This is a genomic window from Natrialba sp. SSL1 (assembly GCF_001861355.1).
Classification (GTDB): domain Archaea; phylum Halobacteriota; class Halobacteria; order Halobacteriales; family Natrialbaceae; genus Natrialba.
This window is the reverse complement of record NZ_MASN01000060.1, coordinates 287,193-307,416: the sequence shown is the minus strand read 5'-3', so window position 1 is coordinate 307,416 and position 20,224 is coordinate 287,193. Positions and strand designations below refer to the sequence as shown.

The following is a 20,224-nucleotide window of genomic DNA, read 5'->3' as shown; positions in this document are numbered from 1 at the left end:
GAAGCGGAAAACGGCCTACCGTTTTCGGACCCGCATCTCGAGCGGTCCGGGATCGAGTGACACCCTGAACGATGGGTCGATCGACTCTGTGATTCGGTCGAAATCGACGCGTTGGACCAGCGTCGCCAGCGAGAGCTGGAGTTCGGTCATCGCGAACCGCATCCCGATACAGTGGCGCGGGCCGCCACCGAAGGGGTCGATGCTGCAGTACAATGATAGAAGCGTTGGAACCCAAGCGACCGGTTAGGGAATGAGTTGCTCGCCGTCGTCGTCGTAGATTCGAATTGCGTCGACGGGACACGTGCGGGCGGCGAACTTCGCGTCGAGTTCGGCGTCCTCAGGTACCTCACGGACGAAGATACCGTCCTCGACCTCCTCGCTGTCCTCGAGAATCGCCTTTCCTTTCGACTTGTCTTTCGTGAAGCCGTCCCACTCGGCGACACACTGGTACATGCCAATACAAGTGTCCTCGTCGAATTCGACTTTCATGAACGGCACTTGGGTGGATCGTGATAAATCGTTAGCGGTCGACCAGTATGACTAGCGGTACCAGAGACCATATGTCATTGTGTATTTAGTATCGGTTGTGGCGTCAGTTGTTGTATGTCACGGGACGACTCATCGTCGCGGTCAGCTCACGAACGTGAGCAGGGCCGTGGGGTACCCGATCCGCTTGGTCGCGCGATGCTCGCACACCTGCACGATGACCCAGGACGGCTCACCTATCGCGACGGCGGAGACGTGCAAGACGGATCCGTCGCCTCGTTCTACTTCAGCGACTCGAGTTCGTGGGCTACTGAGACAGTCGAGATCCTCGAGCGGCTCACCGACCACGAGCCGATTCTCGACGTGGGCTGCGGTGCCGGAACGCACCTCCTGTGGTGGGCCGACCGCGACGTCGAGGCGATCGGCGTCGACGTGAGTCCGAACGCGATCAGCACAGCCCGTGAGCGCGGGTGCGAGCGGGTATGCGTCGGGGACATGCACACCCTGCCGGTGGCCACCGATTCGGTGGGTGCGGTACACGCCGTGGGGACCCAGCTCGGCCTCGGTCGGTCGCTCGCCGGCGTTCGTGCGATCCTCGAGGAATTCGATCGCGTCAGCCACGAGTCAGGGATCGCCGTCGTCGACAATTACGACCCGACGCGGCTCGACGAGTCGTTCCTCGGCTACAGATCGGACCCGCGGGAGGGAATCGCCCACCGATGCTTTCATCTCGAGTTCGAGCGCGAAAGTGAATCCGACGATGAACCGGTGGCACGCCACGAACGCCGTGAAATCGGGCGAACACTGCAGTTTCTGCTGTGTTCACCGGAACGGCTGCGGGAGGCGACGGGTGGGACGCCGTGGGTGGTGACAGACGTACTCAGATCGCCGGAGAGCGCACACTACCGCGCGGTTCTGAAGAACGTGAACAGAAGAGGGGCGGAAACGAAGAAGCGGCCGGCGAACAATGACGGTCGGACAGTGGCGAACAGTGACAGCCGGTCACTCCGCAGGTGAGAGCAGATAACTCCCGCAGACCGCGAGAATACCCGCGAAGACGCCGAAAAGCCCGACTGGTGGTGCGACGAGTGTCAGCGCACCGCCGAAGATCAGTGCGCCCACGCCGGTCCGCCAGGCGATCGATTTTGGACAGTAACCACAGTGTGGGCACTCCTCGACGGTGCGTGAGAGTTCCTCGCTACAGCGGGCACAGAAGTAGACCGGTTTCATAGCAGCATCAGAGGCAAATTCGAGCGCGGGTGCAGTGTCGGTATCGAATAGTCAGGGCTGCACGCCCATAGAGGTTATAGTAACAACTGAAACTGTTTACACGTCGATCGACGACCTGGCCGGCAATCAGGTATGTACTGACTTTCAGTGGCTACTATAGTGATCGAACGTACTCATGTCCAAAAAGCGCGATGAATCATGTCAACTGTTATATGGAGTGGCTCAGAACGTAGTGTTCGACCACAAAACATGTCAGTACGGTCCAGGATCGATAGTCTCGAGGAGCGGATCAACGAGCGGCTCCCGCGACAGGTGAAGATCGGTGCAGGGGTGTTGTATCTCCACCGAAGCGGCGGAAGCGAGCGACTGGACGCACTAGCCGAACGGCCGGGCTGGGACCGGTGGCACGACTGTTCGATCGGACTACTGCTCGCGTGTCAGGTCGCGGTACTCGGACTCGTCCTGACGGGTGCGTGGCTGGCGCTCCAGCAGTCAGCACCCACTGCGTTGAACGCACCCGTGAACACGATCGCGATTCCGGGCACCAACGCGTTCATGCCGCTCGCCGCCGCGCCGTCCGTAATCGCCGCGCTCGTGATCGCGACGGTGGCCCACGAGTTCGGACACGCAATCGCCTGTCGGCGCGAGGAAATTCCGTTGCAGGAGACCGGCATCGCACTCCTGTTCGGCGTCGTCCCCCTCGCGGCGTACGTCCTCCCCGGTGAGAAACTGGATACAGCCTCGAGACGGAGCCGGCTCCGCGTCTTCGCCGCGGGCGTGGCGAACAATCTGGTCGTCGCCGCCGTCGCACTGGCAGTGTTGCTCGCGCCCGCCACTGGAACCGCGATGGACGCCTACATGCTGTACTTCGGCTGGGCGGTCACCGGCGGTGTGCCACCAACTGCAGAGTCGATCGCCGCGCTGGGTCTCGTGACGAACCTCGCGTTCTGGACGGCCCTCCTGAGTGCGAACTTCGGGTTGCTCAATGCGCTACCGGTAACGCTACTCGACGGCGGCCGCGTGCTCTCGCTGGTACTCGAGTGGATCGGCGAGTCGATCGCGCGTCCGATTTCGGCGCGGCGACGACGAGGACTCGTTCACACGACTGGTGTGGTCGCCGTGCTCGCGGTCGTAATTGCGATTCTGGGGCCGTATCTCCGGTTCTGAAGCGGGTCGTTTCTTCCGCCCGTCTCTCAGACACTGGAGCACCAGAGACGACAGTTTAAACCGAAAGACGCGCCAATCACGGGTAATGAACGTCGAGGAGCTGTCGGGGCTCCCGCCCGGTGCCCGCTCGCACTTCCAGGAGCAGGGTATCGAGGAGCTCTACCCGCCGCAGGCCGAAGCCGTCGAGGCCGGCGCGACCGAGGGCGAGAACCTCGTCGCGGCCGTCCCCACCGCCAGCGGCAAGACCATGATCGCTGCGCTGTCGATGCTCTCTGCCGTAAAGCGCGGCGGGAAGGCGCTGTACATCGTCCCGCTGCGAGCCCTGGCCAGCGAAAAGAAGGCCGAGTTCGACGCCTACGAGGGGTTCGGCGTCACGACCGGCGTCGCCACCGGCAACTACGAGTCGACCAGCGAGTGGCTCGCCACGAAAGACATTATCGTCGCGACCAGCGAGAAGGTCGACTCGCTCGTCCGAAACGGCGCGGACTGGCTCTCGGATCTCACCTGCGTCGTCAGCGACGAGGTGCACCTGATCGACGACCGGAACCGCGGGCCCACGCTCGAGGTCACCCTCGCCAAACTCCGGCGGCTCAACCCGCAACTGCAGGTCGTCGCACTCTCCGCAACCGTCGGCAACGCGGACGAACTCGCCGACTGGCTCGACGCCGAGCTGGTCGACACCGACTGGCGGCCGATCGACCTCCAGATGGGCGTCCACTACGGCAACGCGCTCAATTTCGACGACGGTGAGACGCGAGAGGTCCCCGTCGAAGCCGGCGAAAAACAGGAAGCCGCGCTCGTCCGCGACATCCTCCAAGAGGGCGGCTCCTCGCTCGTCTTCGTGAACTCCAGACGAAACGCCGAGGCCGCGGCGCGCAGACTCGGGCAGGTCTCGAGCCGCGAACTGACTGACGGGGAGCAAAACGACCTGGCAGAGTTGGCCGCCGAGATCCGCGATGACAGCGATACCGAGACGAGTCAGGATCTCGCCGACTGCGTCGAGCGCGGCGCTGCGTTCCACCACGCGGGGCTCTCGAGTACCCAGCGCAGTCTGGTCGAGGACGCCTTCCGTGACCGCCTGCTGAAGGTCATCTCCGCGACGCCGACGCTCGCCGCAGGAGTCAACACGCCGGCCCGGCGCGTGATCGTCCGCGACTGGCGGCGCTTCGACCCGAGCGCAGGTGGGATGGCACCGCTCGACGTGCTCGAGGTCCACCAGATGATGGGCCGAGCCGGCCGCCCCGGTCTCGACCCCTACGGCGAGGCCGTCCTGCTCGCGAAGAGCCACGACGAGAGCCAGGAGCTGTTCGACCGCTACGTCTGGGCCGACCCCGAACCTGTCCGCTCGAAGCTGGCCGCAGAGCCGGCGCTGCGGACGCACGTGCTCGCTACGATCGCTTCCGGCTTCGCCCGCACACGCGAGGGGTTACTCGAGTTCCTCGAGGCCACGCTCTACGCGAGTCAGTCGAGCGAGGGGGGACGGCTCGAGCGGGTGACCGACGACGTGTTGAGCTACCTGGAACGGAACGATTTCATCGAACGCAGCGGCGGTCCCGAGGACACGCTCAACAGCGAGGCCGACGCGGCGAGTGCGTTCACGTCGGCGGCCGACCTGGCCGATAGCGGTGGTGGCGGTGACAGCGGGGGCACAACCGGTCAAGAAGAGGACCTCGAGGCCACCAGCCTCGGCCACACCGTCTCGCGGCTCTACCTCGACCCGATGAGCGCCGCCGAAATCGTCCACGGGCTCGAGGACGCCGACGAGCGCCCGACGGCCCTCGGGCTCTACCAGCTCGTCTCGCGCACGCCAGACATGTACGAACTCTACCTGCGCTCGGGCGAGGACGAAACGTTCGGCGAACTCTACTACGAACGCGAGCGCGAACTCCTCGGCGACGCACCCAGCGAGTTCGAAGAAGAACGCTTCGAAGACTGGCTCGCCGCCCTCAAAACAGGAAAGCTACTCGAGGACTGGGCGACCGAGGACGACGAGGAGCAGATCACCGAGCGGTACAAAATCGGTCCCGGCGACCTCCGCGGCAAGGTCGACACCGCCGAGTGGCTGCTCGGTGCGGCAGAGTCGCTCGCGAGCGAAATCGACAGCGAGTGGGCCGTCGCGGTCCGCGAGGCCCGCGCCCGCGTCGAACACGGCGTCGGCGAGGAGCTACTCGAACTCGTCTCGGTGAGCGGTATTGGCCGCAAACGCGCCCGGCGGCTCTACGCGGCAGGCATCGACGAGCCCGCAGCCCTCCGAACCGCCGACAAGGGCGTCATCCTGCACGTCCTCAAGGGCGAGAAGACGGCCGAGAACATCCTCGAGAACGCGGGCCGCGAGGAGCCGTCGATGGACGGCGTCGAGCCGATTCCGGTCGAAGATGGCTCCGGGTCGGGTGAGACATCGGACTCGAGTAGCGGGAGTGCAAGCGCCGGTCCGAACGCAGGCACAGAAGAAGAGACGGATGCGGACGCCGACGACAACCAATCCAGCCTGGGTGACTTCTAATGGCCCCGGAGCTACTCGAGTGCCGCCTCGCAGTCGAGGACCTCGATGCGTTCGTCACCGACGTAGGCGAGATCGGCGAGCGCCACGGCGTGACGATACAGGCCTTCGACGCACGATACGTGGCTGGAGGGCAACACCTCCAGCGGGCCGTCGAGTTCGCCGACCGCGCGCTCGAGCGCGGCAAGAACGTCGCTCGCGACCGGGCAGTCGAAATACTGCTCTACGCCGCGGGCCGACGGCAGATCGACCAGGCACTCGATATGGGCGTCAGCGAGGGCGAGACTCACGCCGTCGTCCTCATCGACCACGCTGGGTCGACGGAGAACGAACGCGGCGACCTCGAAGCGGCCCGCGAAGCGATCACCGAACTCGAGTCGTTCGTCGAACCCGAACCGACACTCGACGACACCGACGAGAAGACCCTGCAGTCGTTTTTCGACATCACCGACGCCGAACGCGCTGCGACGGACGCCTCACTCGAGGCACTGGTTCGTGAGCGGGTGGCGTTGCTCGAAGTCGAGAAGTAGCACTGGTAGCACTAGCACACGAAGACTGTCCCCAACCGATACGCGCAACCCGAAAACCGACACCCCGGCAGCACACTCTTATCCATCCCCGTTGAACCGCCGCCAACAGCACAGCTCACAGATGGCCACCCTCGAGGACCCCCTCACCATCGGCGGCGTGACGATCCCCAACCGGCTCTACCGCGCACCGCTACTCGAGTGCGCGGGCAACGGCCCCGACGCAGTCGACGCGCTGATCGACGACCTCGAACCGGCCGCAGCGTCGGGAGTGGGGCTCATTTTCCAGGGTGCGACCATCGTCCGCGGCGAGGGCGGCTGTGCCGCACCCGGTATGACCCGCGTGCACGACCCCGCGTTCGTCTCGCGGCTGTCGCGGCTGACCGACCGGATCCACGACCACGGTGGTCGAATCTTCATCCAACTCGAGCACGGCGGCCTGCGGAGTATGGAGACCTGGAACGCCGAGTATCGCGCCGACCATCCCGATCTCGAGCAGTTGGTGGTGTCACAGCCGCCGTGGCAGCTTCGCCTGCTCGATCGACTTGGGTTTCTCTCGTACACCCCGCACGTGCTCTCGACTGACGAGGTGTACGACCTCGCAGCGGATTTCGGCCGCGCAGCTGCAGCCGCTGTCGAGGCAGGCTACGACGGCATCCACCTCGCGGCGGCGAACATGGGAATCATCCAGCAGTTCCTCTCGCCGTTCTACAACCGTCGCGACGACGAGTTCGGCGGCTCGCCCGAGGCCCGACTCGCGTTCCTCGCGCTGGTCCACGACGAAATTCGCGAGCGGGCGGGCGACGTTCCAATCGTAACCAAGGTGCCAGCGGAGACACCCGCGCCGCCTGCGCCGATCGTCCGCCGAAAGCTCTCGCTCTCGGACGGCGTCGAAATTGCGCGCCGACTCGAGCGGATCGGCTACGACGCCGTGGTGCCGGTCCAGACGTCGGTCGTCTGGGACATGAGTATCATCCGCGGCGAGTACCCCGAGCGAGCGTGGGCGAACGACAATTTACAGGAGGCGTACGACGCGGCTTTCGGCGGGCCGGCGCGACGACGGCTCGTCTCGCTCGCAAACTGGGTCCAGTCGCTGCAGTACGGGTTCGAGTCAGCCTGGAACGAGGAGTTCTGTCGTCGGGTTCGCGAGGCGGTGTCGATCCCGGTGCTCGCAGAAGGCGGGATCCGCGAGCGTGCGGAGATGGACCGATTGCTCGGCGCGAGTGAAGGGAACGGTACCGCCGAATCGGAGACGAACACAGGTCCCGCGTGCGATATGGTCGGCATGGCTCGGCCGTTCTACGCCGAACCGCGACTCGGCGCGCGACTGCTCGAGACGGACGAAGGTCCCACCCACGTTGCCGAAGATATCGCACCGCGAGCCCTCTGTGACAGCTGCAACAACTGCACCGTTCCGCAGGCTACCGGCGCACCCGGCATCTGTCGCACACCCAGCGTGCTCCGAAAGCGAGGGGTACTCGAGCGTGCAGGTGCGTACGCGACCGGTGAGGAAACAGAAACGGAATAGTAACGACGCGACGACTGACCCACCGACTCAGGCGCGAACAGTTGCCGACGAGAACTCCTCGATCGTCCCTTCGAGTTCGTAGCTCGGCGTTCGCAACTCGAGGAGCGACGAGTCGGGGACGTCGACGAAGTGCAGCGACAGTTCGTACCCGCCGTTCGCGTCGATCCGACTGGCTTCACGCTGACCGGTCTCGGGGTGGACTGCGAGCGCGTACTCGCCAGCGTCTGCGGGGTCCGTCTCGCCCTCGATTTCGTAGGTCGACAGCGACGCCTGGCCATCGTTGCTCTCGATGGGGTGGCCGTTGTCGCGCCAGGGGTTGAATCCGTCCGCGAGGCCGTAGACATCCGTGTAGCCGTTCTCGATGAGCGTCCCCGCTCGCTCGCCTGCCTGCAGGATCGGACAGACGCAGTAGGTGACGATTCGCGTGTCGGTGTCCCAGTCGGAGACCGGGTCGGCCGACTCCAATCCGTCCGGTGACGGGCTGAAGACGGCACCCTCGATGTGTGCCTCGTCGTACTGCGCCTGGGTCCGCGCGTCGACAAATCGGGCCGAGTCGTTCTCCCACCAGTCGACGACATCCTCGAGCGGCGCGAACGGGACGGTCTGACCGTTGAACGTTTCGGTTTCGTATTCTGCCGGGAAGTCGTGAGAGTCGGTATTGTCGGACTCAGAATCCGAAAACTGGTCCAGACACCCGGCGAGACCGACCGACCCACCGAGAACCGCGCCACCAGTCGCTCGGAGAAGCGTTCGTCTCTTCATAATTTAGGGAACACGTCCACGAATTATAGCCGTTGGGGTCGACGCCAGTATCACTCACAGGTCGGTTCGCCGTCACTGGGTGAGATACCTGACCAGACCCCTTCGTTTCAACTGGAGACCCGGAGAAGAGACTCCGAGTGAACTCGAGTTGAAATGTGAGAAGTAGTCCATCCTGGATTCGAACCAGGGTCGAAGCCCCCAGAAGGCTTCAGGATTGGCCGCTACCCCAATGGACTTGACATGACGCCGCCGGTGTCGGTTACCAACGTCGTACCAGTCTGTAGTTGGGGTTCGTATTAGAGTGTTACGAACTCAGATGAGCGAGACAGCGTGAGTCACAGAGAGTGCATCCCAGGACGTTCCTTGAGAAGTTCAATCTCATCTGGCTTCGGATTACCTCGAGATCCTCTCGAGTACGATGTCTCGAGTCCGGCCCGTTCCTTCGCGTCGTTCCAGCCACCACACGTTCGAATGATCGTTGCAAAGGCGGGCGTCAACCCGAGCTCCTCGTACTGTGCTTTCGTCGGAGACTCGCCGAACTCCTCGGCCGCCCGCTTCAGCGCCTCGAGGCACGCTGCTTCCGTCGTCACACGCTGTGTGGCTTCGGCTTTGTATATAAACTGCGGGACAGTCTGCCGAACAGCCGACGACACCTCCGTAACGGACGGAACCGACACCACTATTCTCCCGACCCGAGCACACTCGAGTATGTACGTCGGACGATTCGTCGTCGTTGGCCCGGAGGGTGGTGCGTATCGCGTCTCCTCCCGGTCGTTCCCGAACCGAGCGATTACTGCGCGAGACGATGCTGAGGCGCTGACTGTCGGCCCGACCGAGGATGCGCCGGACACCGACAACCCGTACGTCTCCTACAACTGCCTGCGCGTCGTCGAGACGCCGACCGGCGAGACGGTCGCCTTCGGCAACGGCTCCCACGTCGATCCGATCGCAGAGAAACTCGAGTTGGGCTACCCGGCGCGGGACGCGCTCGCGGAGAGCCTGCTCGCGCTCGATTACGAGAAGGACAACTACGACACGCCGCGAATCGCGGCGACGATTACTGACGATGGCGAGGCGCTGATCGGCACCGTCCGCAAGGACGCGCTGCTGGTCGAGACCGTCGACGAGCCAACGCTCGTGGCGACCTACGAGAAGGACGCACCGGAGCCGATCGACTTCGACGCAGAGAGCGCTGCGGCAGCAGCCAGCGAGAGCTACGCACTCGAGTACGAACACGCAGTGTGTGCGGCGGGTGTCGTTCGAACCGAGAACGGCTTCGAGACGGCGATCGAGAACGGGGACTGATACGGATTGCTGTAACGATTTACCGGTGCAAATGCCGCCTGGATCGCGGTTGCGCCGGAAATGACTTACAGTAAACCGTATGAGCGGCGCTGCCCGACGCTGTCTATTGTGGGCTGCGTGAGCAACCTACAACTGTCTCGCGACAGTGAATACTGAGTGACAGCCATGAAGGTTGGTCTCATCTCAGACGTCCACGGGAATCGGGTCGCCCTCGAGACGGTCCTCGCGGACATGCCACCGGTCGACGAACTCTGCTGTGCCGGCGACGTCGTCGGCTACAACCCCTGGCCGGGGGACTGCGTCGACGAACTGCGCGAGCGAGACGTCCCAACCGTGCTCGGAAACCACGACGCCGCCGTCGCCGGCGAGACGCCGTTCCGGTTCAACGGGATGGCGCAGGCAGGCGTCGAGTACGCCCGCTCCCAACTGACGGAAGGGCAGTGTGCATGGCTCGAGCGGTTGCCGACGGAGCGACTCGAGTGCGACGGGCGCGTCAAACTGGTCCACGGGCACCCCGACGATCCACAGCGGTACTCGCGGTACACGTATCCGGAGGAGTTCTCGGCGCGGTTGCTCGACGAGGAGGACGTGCTGGTGCTCGGTCACACGCACGTACAGGGGGCCGAACGCTTCGCGGAGGGGATCGTGGTCAATCCGGGGAGTGTCGGCCAACCTCGCGACGGCGATCCGCGAGCGGGCTACGCGGTCGTGGATCTCGCGGCGATGACCGTCGAGACGCATCGCGTCGAGTACGACGTCGCGGCGGTGCAAGAGGCAGTTGAGGAAGCAGAGCTGCCGGAGCGAATCGGGAGCCGACTTGCGCGAGGGAAGTGAGAAGGGAGTGCGTATCGGCACGGCAGAGGAGAGAGTGAGCGGGTGAGTGAATACCGTGTCGGTGAATGGACCAACTGTGAGAAGCGGTACACGGCCCCGAAGAGCAGTCGAATCGAACCTTTTAGGCGGGATACCGATATATCGTGGCGTATGGTTGTCTCCGGCGACCGCGCGTGTACCGGCAGGAACCGACCGCGACACGCCGAGCGCCGGTGTTGTCGGTGGAACACGCAGACAGCGGTAGTGATTGACCACCAGAGCAGGCGTCCGAGCCGTCTCGGCACCAGTACGGAGGCAACTGGGAAATGATCGGACGACTGCGTGAGGACACCCGGGCGATGTGCGACCGGGATCCGGCCGCACGCCGGTGTCTCGAGGTTGCGCTCACCTATCCCGGCGTCCACGCCGTCTGGGGGCACAGAGTCACCCACCGGCTCTGGAACAACGGCTTTCGGCTGCTCGCCCGCCTCCTGTCGCACCTCGTGCGGCTCCTGACGGGCGTCGAGATCCACCCCGCCGCGACGATCGGACGGCGGGTCACGATCGATCACGGAATGGGTGTCGTCATCGGCGAGACCGCCGAAATCGGCGACGACGTACACATGTACCACGGCGTCACGCTCGGCGGCGACACGAACGAGCCGGTCAAGCGACATCCGACGGTCGAAGACGGTGTGAAAATCGGCGCGAACGCGACGCTGCTCGGTGACATCACGGTCGGCGAGGACGCGGCCGTCGGTGCGGGTTCGGTCGTCACCGACGACGTCGAGGCCGGTGCGACCGTGGTCGGCGTCCCGGCGCGGCGAATTGACGACTGACGGGCAGGTGCGACTGACGAGTGCGGCGGCTGACGGAGAGGTAGATCAGTTCTCCTGGCTCTCGTCGACCGTTCCGTCTGCACCTGCGGGTTCTCCTTCCGCCGGCACACCCTGGTCTGTCTCGACGCTCGTCTCCGTTGTGTCGTCAGCATCCGATTCGCCGTCGCCAGCGGCTGCATCGTCGGGGGCCGTCGTCTCGTCCGCAGGCTCCGGATCCGAAACGTATCCGAGTTCGAACCAGAGCCTCGCCGTACAACCCATCGCCTCCTCGTCGAGTTTTGTCTCTCCCTCTCGCTGGTCGAGATACCCATTACAGCGGCCGTGCTGGACTACGTTCATCAGCGTCGCCGCCGAACCGCACTCGGGGCAGTCGATGTAGTAATTCCCCTCGTCGTTCTGGTGCCAGGTGTCGGGATCCAGCTCGGTGTAGGCGGCATCCTCGCGTCGACTGTCCATGTCCGACTCATCGACGACGAGGCCGGTAAGTGCAAGCCCGGAACACGCAACCAGCCCGGCGACTGACTGGTCAGCAGACTACCCACTCAGCCGTGTGACTCGACGAGCGGCTCGACCAACGACTCGCCGGCATCGAGCAGTGTCGCCACGCGGTCGTCCGTCTTCGCTTCTGCATAAACACGCAACACGGGCTCCGTCCCGCTCGGTCGAACGAGCAGCCACGAGCCGTTCTCGAGTAGCAACTTGAACCCGTCCGCGGTGTTCACGTCTGCGACCGTCGTGCCGGCGACGGTCTCGGGAATTTCGGACTCGAGTGCACCGAGCACGCGCGCCTTCTCCTCGTCGGAGCAGTCGACGCTGGTCTTGTCCTGCACGACGGTGCCGTGGGCGTCGAGCAGTCGATCCACCCGGTCGTCGATCGGTTCCGCGGCGTGCATGGCGGCCGCGAGCAGCGCCACGAGGACGCCGTCCTTCTCGCGGACGTGCCCGCGGACGGTGAAGCCGCCGGACTCCTCGCCGCCGATGAGGGCGTCGTGGTCGGCCATCGCCTGGGCGACCCATTTGAAGCCGACCGGGACCTCGTGGACAGCCTCATCGTGTGCCTCGGCGACGCGGTCGATGAGGTACGTCGTCGAGACCGAGCGGACTGCCGAGCCAGCGTCGGACTCGAGAAGGAAGTCGTACAGCGCGGCGAAAAAGAGGTTTTCGTCGAGGTAGCCGCGGGCGGGTGTGACGACGGCGAGGCGGTCGGCGTCGCCGTCGTTTGCGAGACCGAGGACGGGCGCGCTGTCGGGGTCGGTGACGCGGTCGATCAGTTCGGTGAGGTACTCGGCGGCGGGCTCGGGTGCGCCGCCGCCGAAGTCGGGGTCGCGCTCACAGCGCAGGCGCTCGACGGAGAGGCCGGCGCGCTCGAGGGCGGCGTCCGTGACGCCGCGGCCGCTGCCGTGCATGGCGTCGTAGGCGACGGTGAAGTCCGGTTTAATGATTGTCTCGTCGGTGTCGCTGTCATTGCCATTGCTGTCACTGGTATCGCTGTCACCGGCATCACCGTCGTCATCCTCGCTGTCGCCGGCCTCACTGACATCGCCCGCAGTGATTGACGCAACGAGATCGAACACCGCGTCGGCGTGTGGCGTCTCGAGGTCGACCTTCCGAACGGTGCCATGCTCGGACTCGGGGAGCGGGTCCGGTTCTGCAAGATGGTCGGCGATCGCGTCCGTGACTTCTGGAAGCGCCGGCGCGCCGGTGTGTGGAATGAACTTCACGCCGTTGTACTCCGGCGGATTGTGCGAGGCCGTAATCGCGAGGCCGCCGGCGAGATCGCGCTCGACGATCGCGTGGGCGACGAGCGGCGTCGGGCAGTCGCGCTCGGGGAGCAACACGTCGAAACCGTTCGCACACAGCACTCTGGCGAGTTCTTCAGCAAATCCGCGGGAGCTCTCGCGGGCGTCGTAGCCAACCACGACGGGGGCGTCTCGACCCTCGTCGGCGAGATACGTCGCGACCCCCTGGCCGACCATGCGGACGCGCGGCGTCGTGAACGTCTCGAGTGTCGCTCGCCAGCCGTCGGTGCCGAACGTGATGGCGTCCATAGGCGTGGACTCACCGCCGGGTGCGAAAAAAGCGACGCTGCAGTCCACTGGTCGAGACGGTGGAGTGGGAGAGACCATCCGTGCGCAGGTTCCAAACGAGGGCCGCACGCGCATCGAAGCGACACGCACATTGGGCCAGTTCACATTAGGTCGACCAATGAGCCGCCCCACCCCAACGGTCCTCGCGGTGAGCGGGAGCCTCCGCGACGAGAGTTACACGCGAACCGCGCTGCAGTACGCCCTGCGAGCGGCCGCCGAGGCCGGCGCCGAGACGACGCTGCTCGACCTCCGCGAGTACGACCTGCCGCTTTACGACCCCGACGCCGACGAACAGGGCGACGAACAGGAGGTGAAAGCCCTCGTGCGAGAGGCAGACGCCGTCGCCCTCGGAACGCCGGTCTACCACGGCTCGTACTCGGGCACGCTGAAGAACTTTCACGACTACTGCGGCTGGGACGAGTACGAGGACACTACCGTCGGCCTGCTCGCGACCGCCGGCGGCGGTAGCTACGGCTCGACGCTCGACCATCTGCGGATCACGGTGCGAGGCGTCCACGGCTGGGTTCTGCCACACCAAGTCGGCATTCGAAACGCCTCGAGTCGATTCGTCGAGGGCGACAAACCGGAGGCGATCGACGGCCGCCAGTTCGAGGAGCCGAAACTCCAGGAACGCGTCGAAAAGCTCGGCCGAATGCTCACCGAGTACGCGTTCATCGAACCGGACGTTAGCTCGCCACGCAGTGAGTCAACCGAGTAGGGACTCGAGTACCGAACCGTCTCAGGCGGGCACGAACCGGACTGATCGAATCAAGCCACCGTACTCGCTTACGCTATAGTAGCCACTGCAAGTCACTGCACACCTGATCGCCAGACAGTTCGGCGATCAGTGTGTGAATAGTTGCAGTTGTACTATAATCCGACCAGCCGCTCCTTTTGAGCCCGCGTTAGCTGTTTGATTTCGTACTCCCGTGACATCGCCGCCGAGCGCGTCTCGTAGCGCTCGTGATAGCGAACCTCGACCGGTGTCCGGCCGCGGGTGTACTTCGCGCCCTCACCCGCGTTGTGTTCGGCCACGCGTCGCTCGAGGTCGGTCGTGTAGCCGGTGTAAAGCGAGCCGTCGGTGCACTCGAGTACGTAGACGACGTGGCGGCCGTCGATGGGTTCGGGTTCGGGTTCGGATTTGGTGCCGTTGCTATCCGGCTTGCCGTCATCGGACGGGTCGCCCGCGGCGTCTGACTCCGACATCGGACGGATGTACGGAAACGGGGCCGAAAAAGGATGCTATCGAATTGAGCGGGGAGCGACGGAGGATAAGCGGTGACCGGAGTGGACCGACCACGTCGTGATCAGTACCCGATCGGTCCGCCGACCCGGCGACGGATCATATCGACGAGCATCCCGCCGACGTACCCGAGCGGTGCGAGCACGATGAGGACGATGGCGACCCAGGCGAGACCGAGAACGGCCGAGAGAAACAGCGTATCACCGCTGCCCTCGATTCCGAACAGCCAGGAGACGCGTGCGAACGCCAGAAACGGAATCAGCGCGAGCGTCCCGAGGACCGCTGCGACGGCACCGTTGTTGGCCGGGACCTCGTAGAAGTCACTTCGGGCGGCCGCAACGCCACCGCCGACCAGTGCGACCAGAACGAGCCATAGCGGTCGATTCAGGAGAAAGTTCACGGTGAACCCCAAGATCACGACTGCAATCGCGCCCCAGAGCACGGGTCCGCGGTCGAACTCGAAGTCGGGGTCGACTGTCTGCCTCATTTCGAGAGGGTTCGTCCAGTCGGTGAATAAACATTTCTGTGACGTGAGTAGCGAGGTCAACGATAGGGCCGAGAACGATGGGGTCGGGAACGCTGGGCAAATACCCCACAGGAGATGACAACACGCGACAAAAAGGCCTCGTCCGGGTACGGGGTTGTCAGTTGGGGTGTACAGTTCGTAGCGGGTCGGGTCAGTTTGTGCTATAATTGACGGGCACGCTCACGTGAGGCTTCAGCGATCCCTGCATTGGCCGAGCAGCTAATGCACGCGCGGATTTCGCCGTGTGCGTCGGCGAAGACACGCGCGAACCGTTCGGAAACGTGCGCGTCGCAGTGGTCACACTTGGGCATGGGTTACACCGGCGAGTTTGCCGGCACCCAGTACTATTCGTGGAAGAAATAAAAATCCTTCCTAGAACGAGTTATGCAGTTTGTCACTACTGAGATTATCTTTTGATACGAACAACAGTATTAGTCTTGAGCCCCATGGATCGCGCGCGAAATCAGGGTAGCTTGTGCGCCGGCGACGAAACCAGCGTCGATGTTGACGACCGAGAGCACCGTACAGGACTGGAGCAGGCCCGCCAGGGCAGCCTCACCGTCGCCGCCGTGGCCGTAGCCACTCGAGACGGGAACCGCGATGACCGGCGTATCGACGAGGCCGGCGATGACGGTCGGCAACGCGCCCTCCCGTCCTGCGGCGACGATCAAGACATCCGCGTCGCGAAAGCGCTCGACCTGGTCGAGCGTCCGCGCGAGGGCCGCAACGCCAACGTCGTCCACCCGGTCGATCGTTGCGCCGGCGTCGGCGCAGACGATTTCGGCCTCGTCGGCGACTGGCTTGTCGACCGTACCGGCCGTCACGATACCGACGGTCGCCTCGAGTGTCGGCTGGTCGAAGTCGGGCCCAAGCACGCGGACGGTCGAACCGCGGCGCTCGATCGTCGCGTCGGGTGCAGACTCGGCCAGTGCCGTTCGGAGCGCGTCGATCTGGTCGTCACTGATCCGAGTGAGCAGCGCTCGATCGGTCGTCTCGAGTGCGGTCTCTGCGAGCGCGACGACCTGTGCGTCGGACTTGCCCTCGGCGAGGATCGCCTCGGGAATGCCCCGTCGTGACTGTCTGGCTGCGTCGAAGCGACCGGCCTCGCCGGTGACGTAGCCGTTGAGTTCGGCCTCGGCCTGTTCGGGAGAGAGGGTGCCGTCGGCGACGGCGTCGAGGAGTTCGCGCATACGTTCGATGGGGGACCGCGATACTCGAATCCGTCGGACCGACGAGGGAGGTGTCGAAACCGCGCGCGAGAGGACCCAGCGGCGCGCGCGAGCAGAATCGACGCGCTCGAACGGGTGAAAGACCGTTCGCGTGACTCATAAGTCATATACTTTCCGGTGGGTCGACCCCCCGAAATGGGCGTCGCAACCCCTGACGGCCCGGTATTTCCGTAAATAACCAAAGCATTTATATGGTGGAAAGGGAAATCGCTACATCGTATGGCAGACCTTATCGTCAAAGCTGCTGTGAAGGAAGCGCTCGATGACAAGAACGTCGCCTCGGACTTCTACGACGCACTCGACGAGGAAGTCGACGAACTCCTCGAAGACGCTGCCCGTCGCGCAGAGGCAAACGACCGAAAGACGGTCCAGCCGCGCGACCTGTAAGGTAGCGTTTACCACAATTCTTTCGTACGTTACACTGGTGAGCGACAGCTATTGCTATCGGTATTGGAATCGCTGTCAGTAACAGTCGCTGACTTCTGTCGACTGATGGCCATTGACACGAGAACGAATAGCGGCACTAGCATTGACACTGGGCACTGCACCAGTTCCAACTGAACGCTCACGTTCCGAAAACGGCCGTCAGTAACCAGCAAGAGAACAACGCGAGAGGGGAGGAAAGGAAAGGAGTCAGCGCTTACCGGCGACGCTGGCGCTCGTCGAGATACTGCTTCGTTCGGCCGCCAACGACGTAGTCTGCCTCCTGCAAGTCGGCGACGGAGGCCGACCCCGTGACGAACATCGCCGTCCGCAACTCGAGTTCGAGCTGTTCGATCAGATCGACGACTGCGTCGGTTCCCCGGCCTGCCGGGCCGAGGAACGGCTTGGCGAGGCCACCCGCCCGAGCGCCGAGGGCGATCGCCTTCGCGATGTCGAGTCCCGAGCGGACGCCACCGCTCGCGATCACGCAGTCGTGCATCGACGCGGATTCGAGTGTACTCACTGCAGTCGGGACGCCCCAGGCGCGGAACAGTTGGCCGATCTTCTCCTGACGGGACGCGCCGACGGCGGCGGCGCGATAGGATTCGATGCCGGACCACGTGGTGCCGCCCTGGCCAGCCACGTCGATTGCGTCGACACCGGCGTCGGTGAGGCGACTCGCGGTCTTGCGCGAGATACCGTTGCCCGTCTCCTTGACGACGACCGGCACGGAGAGGTCGCTCGCGACGTGGCCGATTTCGGCGAGACAGCCTCGGGCGTCGACGTCACCCTCCGGCTGGACGGCTTCCTGCAAGAAGTTGAGGTGGATCGCCATCGCGTCGGCGTCGATCATGTCGACGGCCGCCTCGACGTCCTCGACATCGTACTCGAGTAGCTGTGCCGCGCCGACGTTGCCGTAGAGAAAGGCGTCGGGGGCGACGTCGCGGACGACGGTGTAGGACTCGATCAGGTCTTCGTCGTCGAGTTCGAGGCCGGCGCGCTGGCTGCCGACACCCATGGCGATGTTGGTCTCCTGGGCGGCTTCGGCGAGTGCGCGGTTGATCTTCGTCGTGTTTGGGTGGCCGCCGGTCATGCTCTCGATGACGATCGGGGCCGCTAACTCGTGCCCGAACAGCTCGATCGTGGTATCGATTTCGTCGCGGTGAATCTCCGGCAGTGCCTCGTGGACGAGGTCGATGTCGGCAAAGCCGGTGCCTGCCGTCTCGACGTCTTCCTCCTCGATGATGCGGATGTGGTCGTCTTTCCTGTCGGATGTTTCGGGCATCGAATCGTCTCCATCCGAAGGTGGGGGAGTCGGTATTGAAAAGGTGTCCATTCTCAGTGCGCAGGTGCGGGTTCTCCTCCCGACTTCTCAGCATCTCAGATCGGACACACGCTTTTGGCGTTCCCCGTCGAATCCCGCCTATGCTCCGACATATCCTGACCGGGATCGGCATCCTCGAGTTCGCTGCACCGCGGCGCATCGTCCGCGCCGCAGAGCGAATCGCCTTCGAAAACCCCGGTGAGGGACGGCTCAGACGGTGGACGATCCCGATGGCTCGGCTCGAGGCGCTCGTGTTCACCTGGGCCGCCGTCCGCAAACGCGGTCCGCCCGCACTCGCTCGCCCGCTGCTGGCCGGCCTCGGCCTCGCGATGGCGCTCGCGCCACGGTCGGCACTCGAGTTCGGTCTCAGAGTGACCTACGAAAATCCGGACGATCTCGAGGTGAAGCCGTGGGTGGGGCCGCTCACGCGCGCACTGGGTGTGGTCTATCTGGTGGCTGCGCTGGCTACTGGGCGGGCGGATGCGCCAGCGGCTACTGAGAAACAGGAGGGCGAAGACACCATCTGAGCAGCAAAAGACCGCTCAGATCAGTACGTCCGAACGTCCACACCGTCGGCCGTGCCGACGTACGTCTCGTCGGCCAGTCCGACGAACAGGCCGTGTTCGACGACGCCTGGAATCGAAGCGAGTGTGGTCGCGAGCGCGTCTGGTTCCTCGATCGAACCGAACTCGCAGTCGAAAAGCAGATTTCCGTTGTCGGTGACGACCGGGCCGTCCTTGTGCTCGGCGTCGCGAAGCGTTGGCTCACCGTCCAGTTCGCGAACGCGCTCGGCGACGACGGTGTGAGCGTCTGGTAGCACTTCGAGTGGAACCGAGCGATCGAGTTCGGCAGTGAGCTTCGACGGATCGGCGACGACCAAAAAGCGGTCTGCGGCCGCGTCGACAAGTTTTTCGCGCGCGTGTGCACCGCCGCCGCCTTTGATGAGCGCGCCGTGTGCGGCCGACTCGGGATCGTCGACCACCTGATCCGCGCCGTCGATCGCGAGATCCACGCCGTCGACCGCATCGAGGGTCGTCAGTGGAATGTCGTACTCGAGTGCCAACTGGCGCGACTGGAACGACGTGGGGATGGCCCGAACGTCGAGGCCGTCGGCGACGGCCTGTCCGATGGCTTCGATCGCGTAGGCGGCCGTCGAGCCGGTGCCGAGGCCGACGACGGTGCCGTCCTCGACGGCGTCGGCCGCGCGCTCGCCTGCGTGTCGCTTCGCCGTGTCGCTCCCGCCCTCGGTCTTCATGGTCTGGTTCGTCAGGCGAGCGGCGAGGAGAAAAACGTTGTACATCTCGTGTCGCGCTGGTCGCGTTGGCCGTGCGAGAAGTGCGACCGAAGCGGAGCAGACAACTCACGATCAGCCCCAGACTGGTTTTATACTACCCAAACGCCGCCACGAACTGGGAGCCAGCGAGCGGCGGCGGGGTCGTCACCGCGAACAGGGACTCGAGTACGACGCGAACCTGGCCGAGCCACGGGAGTCGGACGACGGACTTGCTGGTGACCCAGTCGGACTTGACGACGGTCGTCTCCGCGTACTGGCCGCCGACCTGGTCGTACAGGCTGTTCGCATCGCCCTTCGTGACGAAGCCGTCGTGGGGTGCCGGACACGAGTGCAGCGCCGCACACGTTCTGTCGCCGAGCGCGTCGGCGTCTGCCGTCGTCTCGACCCAGTTTTCGCCCTCCTCGACCCAGAAGTGTGCGCGGTGGATGACTGGCGTGGCGCTCGGGTCGCCGTCGGGCGCAAAGACGATGACGTCGCCGGGTTCGCCGAACCGGAGGTGAGTGCCATCACCGCTCAGTGCGGCTTCGCGAGTGACGACGCCGGTCTCGCCGACGGCCTCGCTACCGACGAACCGGTCACTGTCGGTGACGAAAACGAGGTCACCGGTGGCAACGTTCGGCTCCATACTCCCGCTCTCGACTGCGGCCAGCGGCGGCCAGACGCCGCTAAACGCGACGAGCAGCAGGCCGGCCAGTCCGACGACGGCGACGACGCTCGCGATGTCTCTACACGCGACGGCGCGGGCGTCGTCCGAGCGGAGGAGCCAGCGGCCGAGTCCGTCGGTGGGGTCGGAGTCGGGAGCAGCCGACGACTCGTCGGTGTCGGCTGCCGAACGGGAGAGGGAATCGGAGGGCGAGTCGGAGCGGGGACGGTCGCTCATCGAGGCACTCTCCGAGACCACGGCAAGTCAACGTTTTGTATTTTCAACACCATCAGTGGAA

23 protein-coding genes, 1 tRNA gene and 2 pseudogenes are annotated in these 20,224 nt (G+C 64.6%); 11 read left to right on the top strand and 15 right to left on the bottom strand.

Annotation, left to right across the window (positions count from 1 at the left end; all coding sequences use genetic code 11):
- Positions 1–15 precede the first annotated feature (15 nt).
- A pseudogene (locus tag BBD46_RS21950) lies at positions 16–195 on the bottom strand (cytochrome P450); the annotation flags it as partial.
- 48 nt (positions 196–243) lie between these two features.
- Positions 244–489: a ferredoxin gene (locus tag BBD46_RS20445; RefSeq protein WP_071403495.1), complete on the bottom strand. Its 246-nt coding sequence runs from the start codon at positions 487–489 to the stop codon at positions 244–246.
- Positions 490–684: 195 nt separating this feature from the next.
- Here BBD46_RS20445 and BBD46_RS20440 point away from each other — a divergent pair, with 195 nt between their 5' ends.
- Complete coding sequence (locus BBD46_RS20440; RefSeq protein ID WP_253184618.1) at positions 685–1,503, top strand: class I SAM-dependent methyltransferase; 819 nt, start codon at positions 685–687, stop codon at positions 1,501–1,503.
- Here the strand turns inward: BBD46_RS20440 and BBD46_RS20435 are convergent.
- Entirely contained in the window at positions 1,489–1,716 is a 228-nt protein-coding gene (locus BBD46_RS20435) for a hypothetical protein (RefSeq protein WP_071403494.1), read from the bottom strand. The two genes, BBD46_RS20440 and BBD46_RS20435, sit on opposite strands and share 15 nt — an antisense overlap.
- Before the next feature lie 249 nt (positions 1,717–1,965).
- Here BBD46_RS20435 and BBD46_RS20430 point away from each other — a divergent pair, with 249 nt between their 5' ends.
- The 4 genes from BBD46_RS20430 to BBD46_RS20415 all read left to right on the top strand — a co-directional run bounded on the left by BBD46_RS20430 (position 1,966) and on the right by BBD46_RS20415 (position 7,438).
- Complete coding sequence (locus tag BBD46_RS20430) at positions 1,966–2,883, top strand: site-2 protease family protein (protein WP_071403493.1); 918 nt, start codon at positions 1,966–1,968, stop codon at positions 2,881–2,883.
- An 85-nt stretch (positions 2,884–2,968) separates the two neighbouring features.
- Entirely contained in the window at positions 2,969–5,386 is a 2,418-nt protein-coding gene (locus tag BBD46_RS20425) for an ATP-dependent DNA helicase (RefSeq protein WP_071403492.1), read from the top strand.
- Positions 5,386–5,913: a KEOPS complex subunit Cgi121 gene (gene cgi121 / locus BBD46_RS20420; RefSeq protein ID WP_071403491.1), complete on the top strand. Its 528-nt coding sequence runs from the start codon at positions 5,386–5,388 to the stop codon at positions 5,911–5,913. Before BBD46_RS20425 ends, cgi121 begins: the two co-directional genes overlap by 1 nt.
- Positions 5,914–6,034: 121 nt before the next feature.
- Positions 6,035–7,438, top strand: coding sequence for an NADH-dependent flavin oxidoreductase (locus BBD46_RS20415; RefSeq protein WP_071403490.1), 1,404 nt, complete (start codon positions 6,035–6,037; stop codon positions 7,436–7,438).
- Between the two features lie 27 nt (positions 7,439–7,465).
- On the opposite strand, the gene BBD46_RS20410 is transcribed toward BBD46_RS20415, so the two are convergent.
- The 3 genes and pseudogenes from BBD46_RS20410 to BBD46_RS20400 all read right to left on the bottom strand — a co-directional run.
- Positions 7,466–8,200 (bottom strand): rhodanese-like domain-containing protein, encoded by a 735-nt coding sequence (locus tag BBD46_RS20410; RefSeq protein ID WP_071403489.1) that lies wholly within the window; start codon positions 8,198–8,200, stop codon positions 7,466–7,468.
- A 163-nt stretch (positions 8,201–8,363) separates the two neighbouring features.
- Positions 8,364–8,436: transfer RNA gene (locus BBD46_RS20405), tRNA-Gln, on the bottom strand.
- A 100-nt stretch (positions 8,437–8,536) separates the two neighbouring features.
- A pseudogene (locus BBD46_RS20400) lies at positions 8,537–8,790 on the bottom strand (homing endonuclease associated repeat-containing protein); the annotation flags it as partial.
- A gap of 118 nt (positions 8,791–8,908) precedes the next feature.
- On the opposite strand from BBD46_RS20400, the gene BBD46_RS20395 reads away from it, so the two are divergent.
- The 3 genes from BBD46_RS20395 (at position 8,909) to cysE (ending at position 11,157) form a co-directional block, all read left to right on the top strand.
- Positions 8,909–9,505, top strand: coding sequence for an IMP cyclohydrolase (locus BBD46_RS20395; protein WP_071403487.1), 597 nt, complete (start codon positions 8,909–8,911; stop codon positions 9,503–9,505).
- 165 nt (positions 9,506–9,670) lie between these two features.
- On the top strand, positions 9,671–10,339 hold the full coding sequence (locus tag BBD46_RS20390) for a metallophosphoesterase family protein (protein WP_071403486.1): 669 nt from the start codon (positions 9,671–9,673) through the stop codon (positions 10,337–10,339).
- 305 nt (positions 10,340–10,644) lie between these two features.
- On the top strand, positions 10,645–11,157 hold the full coding sequence (gene cysE, locus BBD46_RS20385) for a serine O-acetyltransferase (RefSeq protein ID WP_071403485.1): 513 nt from the start codon (positions 10,645–10,647) through the stop codon (positions 11,155–11,157).
- 45 nt (positions 11,158–11,202) lie between these two features.
- Here cysE and BBD46_RS20380 read toward each other — a convergent pair whose 3' ends face one another.
- Together BBD46_RS20380 and BBD46_RS20375 are read right to left on the bottom strand one after the other, a co-directional pair.
- Positions 11,203–11,613 carry a hypothetical protein gene (locus BBD46_RS20380; protein ID WP_071403484.1) on the bottom strand — a complete coding sequence of 137 codons (411 nt, stop codon included), beginning with the start codon at positions 11,611–11,613 and terminating at the stop codon, positions 11,203–11,205.
- An 86-nt stretch (positions 11,614–11,699) separates the two neighbouring features.
- Positions 11,700–13,205, bottom strand: a complete 1,506-nt coding sequence (locus tag BBD46_RS20375) for a phosphoglucomutase (RefSeq protein WP_071403483.1) — start codon at positions 13,203–13,205, stop codon at positions 11,700–11,702.
- A gap of 157 nt (positions 13,206–13,362) precedes the next feature.
- Here BBD46_RS20375 and BBD46_RS20370 point away from each other — a divergent pair, with 157 nt between their 5' ends.
- A complete protein-coding gene (locus tag BBD46_RS20370) occupies positions 13,363–13,962 on the top strand; it encodes an NADPH-dependent FMN reductase (RefSeq protein ID WP_071403482.1) in 600 nt (199 codons plus the stop codon).
- A 152-nt stretch (positions 13,963–14,114) separates the two neighbouring features.
- Here BBD46_RS20370 and BBD46_RS20365 read toward each other — a convergent pair whose 3' ends face one another.
- The 4 genes from BBD46_RS20365 to larB all read right to left on the bottom strand — a co-directional run bounded on the left by BBD46_RS20365 (position 14,115) and on the right by larB (position 16,203).
- The gene (locus tag BBD46_RS20365; RefSeq protein ID WP_071403654.1) at positions 14,115–14,363 is read right to left on the bottom strand and encodes a GIY-YIG nuclease family protein; all 249 of its coding nucleotides are present in this window, start codon (positions 14,361–14,363) and stop codon (positions 14,115–14,117) included.
- 188 nt (positions 14,364–14,551) lie between these two features.
- Positions 14,552–14,974, bottom strand: coding sequence for a hypothetical protein (locus tag BBD46_RS20360; RefSeq protein WP_071403481.1), 423 nt, complete (start codon positions 14,972–14,974; stop codon positions 14,552–14,554).
- 200 nt (positions 14,975–15,174) lie between these two features.
- Positions 15,175–15,324, bottom strand: a complete 150-nt coding sequence (locus tag BBD46_RS23665; RefSeq protein ID WP_012996607.1) for a DUF7563 family protein — start codon at positions 15,322–15,324, stop codon at positions 15,175–15,177.
- Between the two features lie 120 nt (positions 15,325–15,444).
- On the bottom strand, positions 15,445–16,203 hold the full coding sequence (gene larB, locus BBD46_RS20355) for a nickel pincer cofactor biosynthesis protein LarB (protein ID WP_071403480.1): 759 nt from the start codon (positions 16,201–16,203) through the stop codon (positions 15,445–15,447).
- A gap of 258 nt (positions 16,204–16,461) precedes the next feature.
- Between larB and BBD46_RS20350 the strand changes: the two genes are divergently transcribed.
- Entirely contained in the window at positions 16,462–16,629 is a 168-nt protein-coding gene (locus tag BBD46_RS20350) for a DUF1931 family protein (protein ID WP_004267503.1), read from the top strand.
- A gap of 253 nt (positions 16,630–16,882) precedes the next feature.
- On the opposite strand, the gene fni is transcribed toward BBD46_RS20350, so the two are convergent.
- Complete coding sequence (fni, locus tag BBD46_RS20345; protein WP_071403479.1) at positions 16,883–17,950, bottom strand: type 2 isopentenyl-diphosphate Delta-isomerase; 1,068 nt, start codon at positions 17,948–17,950, stop codon at positions 16,883–16,885.
- 140 nt (positions 17,951–18,090) lie between these two features.
- Here fni and BBD46_RS20340 point away from each other — a divergent pair, with 140 nt between their 5' ends.
- Positions 18,091–18,516: a hypothetical protein gene (locus tag BBD46_RS20340; RefSeq protein ID WP_071403478.1), complete on the top strand. Its 426-nt coding sequence runs from the start codon at positions 18,091–18,093 to the stop codon at positions 18,514–18,516.
- A 20-nt stretch (positions 18,517–18,536) separates the two neighbouring features.
- On the opposite strand, the gene rpiA is transcribed toward BBD46_RS20340, so the two are convergent.
- Positions 18,537–19,289 carry a ribose-5-phosphate isomerase RpiA gene (gene rpiA, locus BBD46_RS20335; protein WP_071403477.1) on the bottom strand — a complete coding sequence of 251 codons (753 nt, stop codon included), beginning with the start codon at positions 19,287–19,289 and terminating at the stop codon, positions 18,537–18,539.
- Between the two features lie 88 nt (positions 19,290–19,377).
- Positions 19,378–20,163 (bottom strand): S26 family signal peptidase, encoded by a 786-nt coding sequence (locus BBD46_RS20330; protein ID WP_071403653.1) that lies wholly within the window; start codon positions 20,161–20,163, stop codon positions 19,378–19,380.
- Positions 20,164–20,224: the final 61 nt, after the last annotated feature.

What these genes read in the sequence shown, in the direction of transcription:
- BBD46_RS20360 (WP_071403481.1), bottom strand. Translation starts at nt 14,974, where the DNA reads ATGAGGCAGACAGTCGACCCCGACTTCGAGTTCGACCGCGGACCCGTG.
- BBD46_RS20435 (WP_071403494.1), bottom strand. Translation starts at nt 1,716, where the DNA reads ATGAAACCGGTCTACTTCTGTGCCCGCTGTAGCGAGGAACTCTCACGC.
- BBD46_RS20330 (WP_071403653.1), bottom strand. Translation starts at nt 20,163, where the DNA reads ATGAGCGACCGTCCCCGCTCCGACTCGCCCTCCGATTCCCTCTCCCGT.
- BBD46_RS20350 (WP_004267503.1), top strand. Translation starts at nt 16,462, where the DNA reads ATGGCAGACCTTATCGTCAAAGCTGCTGTGAAGGAAGCGCTCGATGAC.
- cysE (WP_071403485.1), top strand. Translation starts at nt 10,645, where the DNA reads ATGATCGGACGACTGCGTGAGGACACCCGGGCGATGTGCGACCGGGAT.
- cgi121 (WP_071403491.1), top strand. Translation starts at nt 5,386, where the DNA reads ATGGCCCCGGAGCTACTCGAGTGCCGCCTCGCAGTCGAGGACCTCGAT.
- fni (WP_071403479.1), bottom strand. Translation starts at nt 17,950, where the DNA reads ATGCCCGAAACATCCGACAGGAAAGACGACCACATCCGCATCATCGAG.
- BBD46_RS20390 (WP_071403486.1), top strand. Translation starts at nt 9,671, where the DNA reads ATGAAGGTTGGTCTCATCTCAGACGTCCACGGGAATCGGGTCGCCCTC.
- BBD46_RS23665 (WP_012996607.1), bottom strand. Translation starts at nt 15,324, where the DNA reads ATGCCCAAGTGTGACCACTGCGACGCGCACGTTTCCGAACGGTTCGCG.
- rpiA (WP_071403477.1), bottom strand. Translation starts at nt 19,289, where the DNA reads ATGTACAACGTTTTTCTCCTCGCCGCTCGCCTGACGAACCAGACCATG.
- BBD46_RS20370 (WP_071403482.1), top strand. Translation starts at nt 13,363, where the DNA reads ATGAGCCGCCCCACCCCAACGGTCCTCGCGGTGAGCGGGAGCCTCCGC.
- BBD46_RS20375 (WP_071403483.1), bottom strand. Translation starts at nt 13,205, where the DNA reads ATGGACGCCATCACGTTCGGCACCGACGGCTGGCGAGCGACACTCGAG.
- BBD46_RS20410 (WP_071403489.1), bottom strand. Translation starts at nt 8,200, where the DNA reads ATGAAGAGACGAACGCTTCTCCGAGCGACTGGTGGCGCGGTTCTCGGT.
- BBD46_RS20440 (WP_253184618.1), top strand. Translation starts at nt 685, where the DNA reads ATGCTCGCACACCTGCACGATGACCCAGGACGGCTCACCTATCGCGAC.
- BBD46_RS20430 (WP_071403493.1), top strand. Translation starts at nt 1,966, where the DNA reads ATGTCAGTACGGTCCAGGATCGATAGTCTCGAGGAGCGGATCAACGAG.
- BBD46_RS20425 (WP_071403492.1), top strand. Translation starts at nt 2,969, where the DNA reads ATGAACGTCGAGGAGCTGTCGGGGCTCCCGCCCGGTGCCCGCTCGCAC.
- larB (WP_071403480.1), bottom strand. Translation starts at nt 16,203, where the DNA reads ATGCGCGAACTCCTCGACGCCGTCGCCGACGGCACCCTCTCTCCCGAA.
- BBD46_RS20340 (WP_071403478.1), top strand. Translation starts at nt 18,091, where the DNA reads ATGCTCCGACATATCCTGACCGGGATCGGCATCCTCGAGTTCGCTGCA.
- BBD46_RS20415 (WP_071403490.1), top strand. Translation starts at nt 6,035, where the DNA reads ATGGCCACCCTCGAGGACCCCCTCACCATCGGCGGCGTGACGATCCCC.
- BBD46_RS20445 (WP_071403495.1), bottom strand. Translation starts at nt 489, where the DNA reads ATGAAAGTCGAATTCGACGAGGACACTTGTATTGGCATGTACCAGTGT.
- BBD46_RS20395 (WP_071403487.1), top strand. Translation starts at nt 8,909, where the DNA reads ATGTACGTCGGACGATTCGTCGTCGTTGGCCCGGAGGGTGGTGCGTAT.
- BBD46_RS20380 (WP_071403484.1), bottom strand. Translation starts at nt 11,613, where the DNA reads ATGGACAGTCGACGCGAGGATGCCGCCTACACCGAGCTGGATCCCGAC.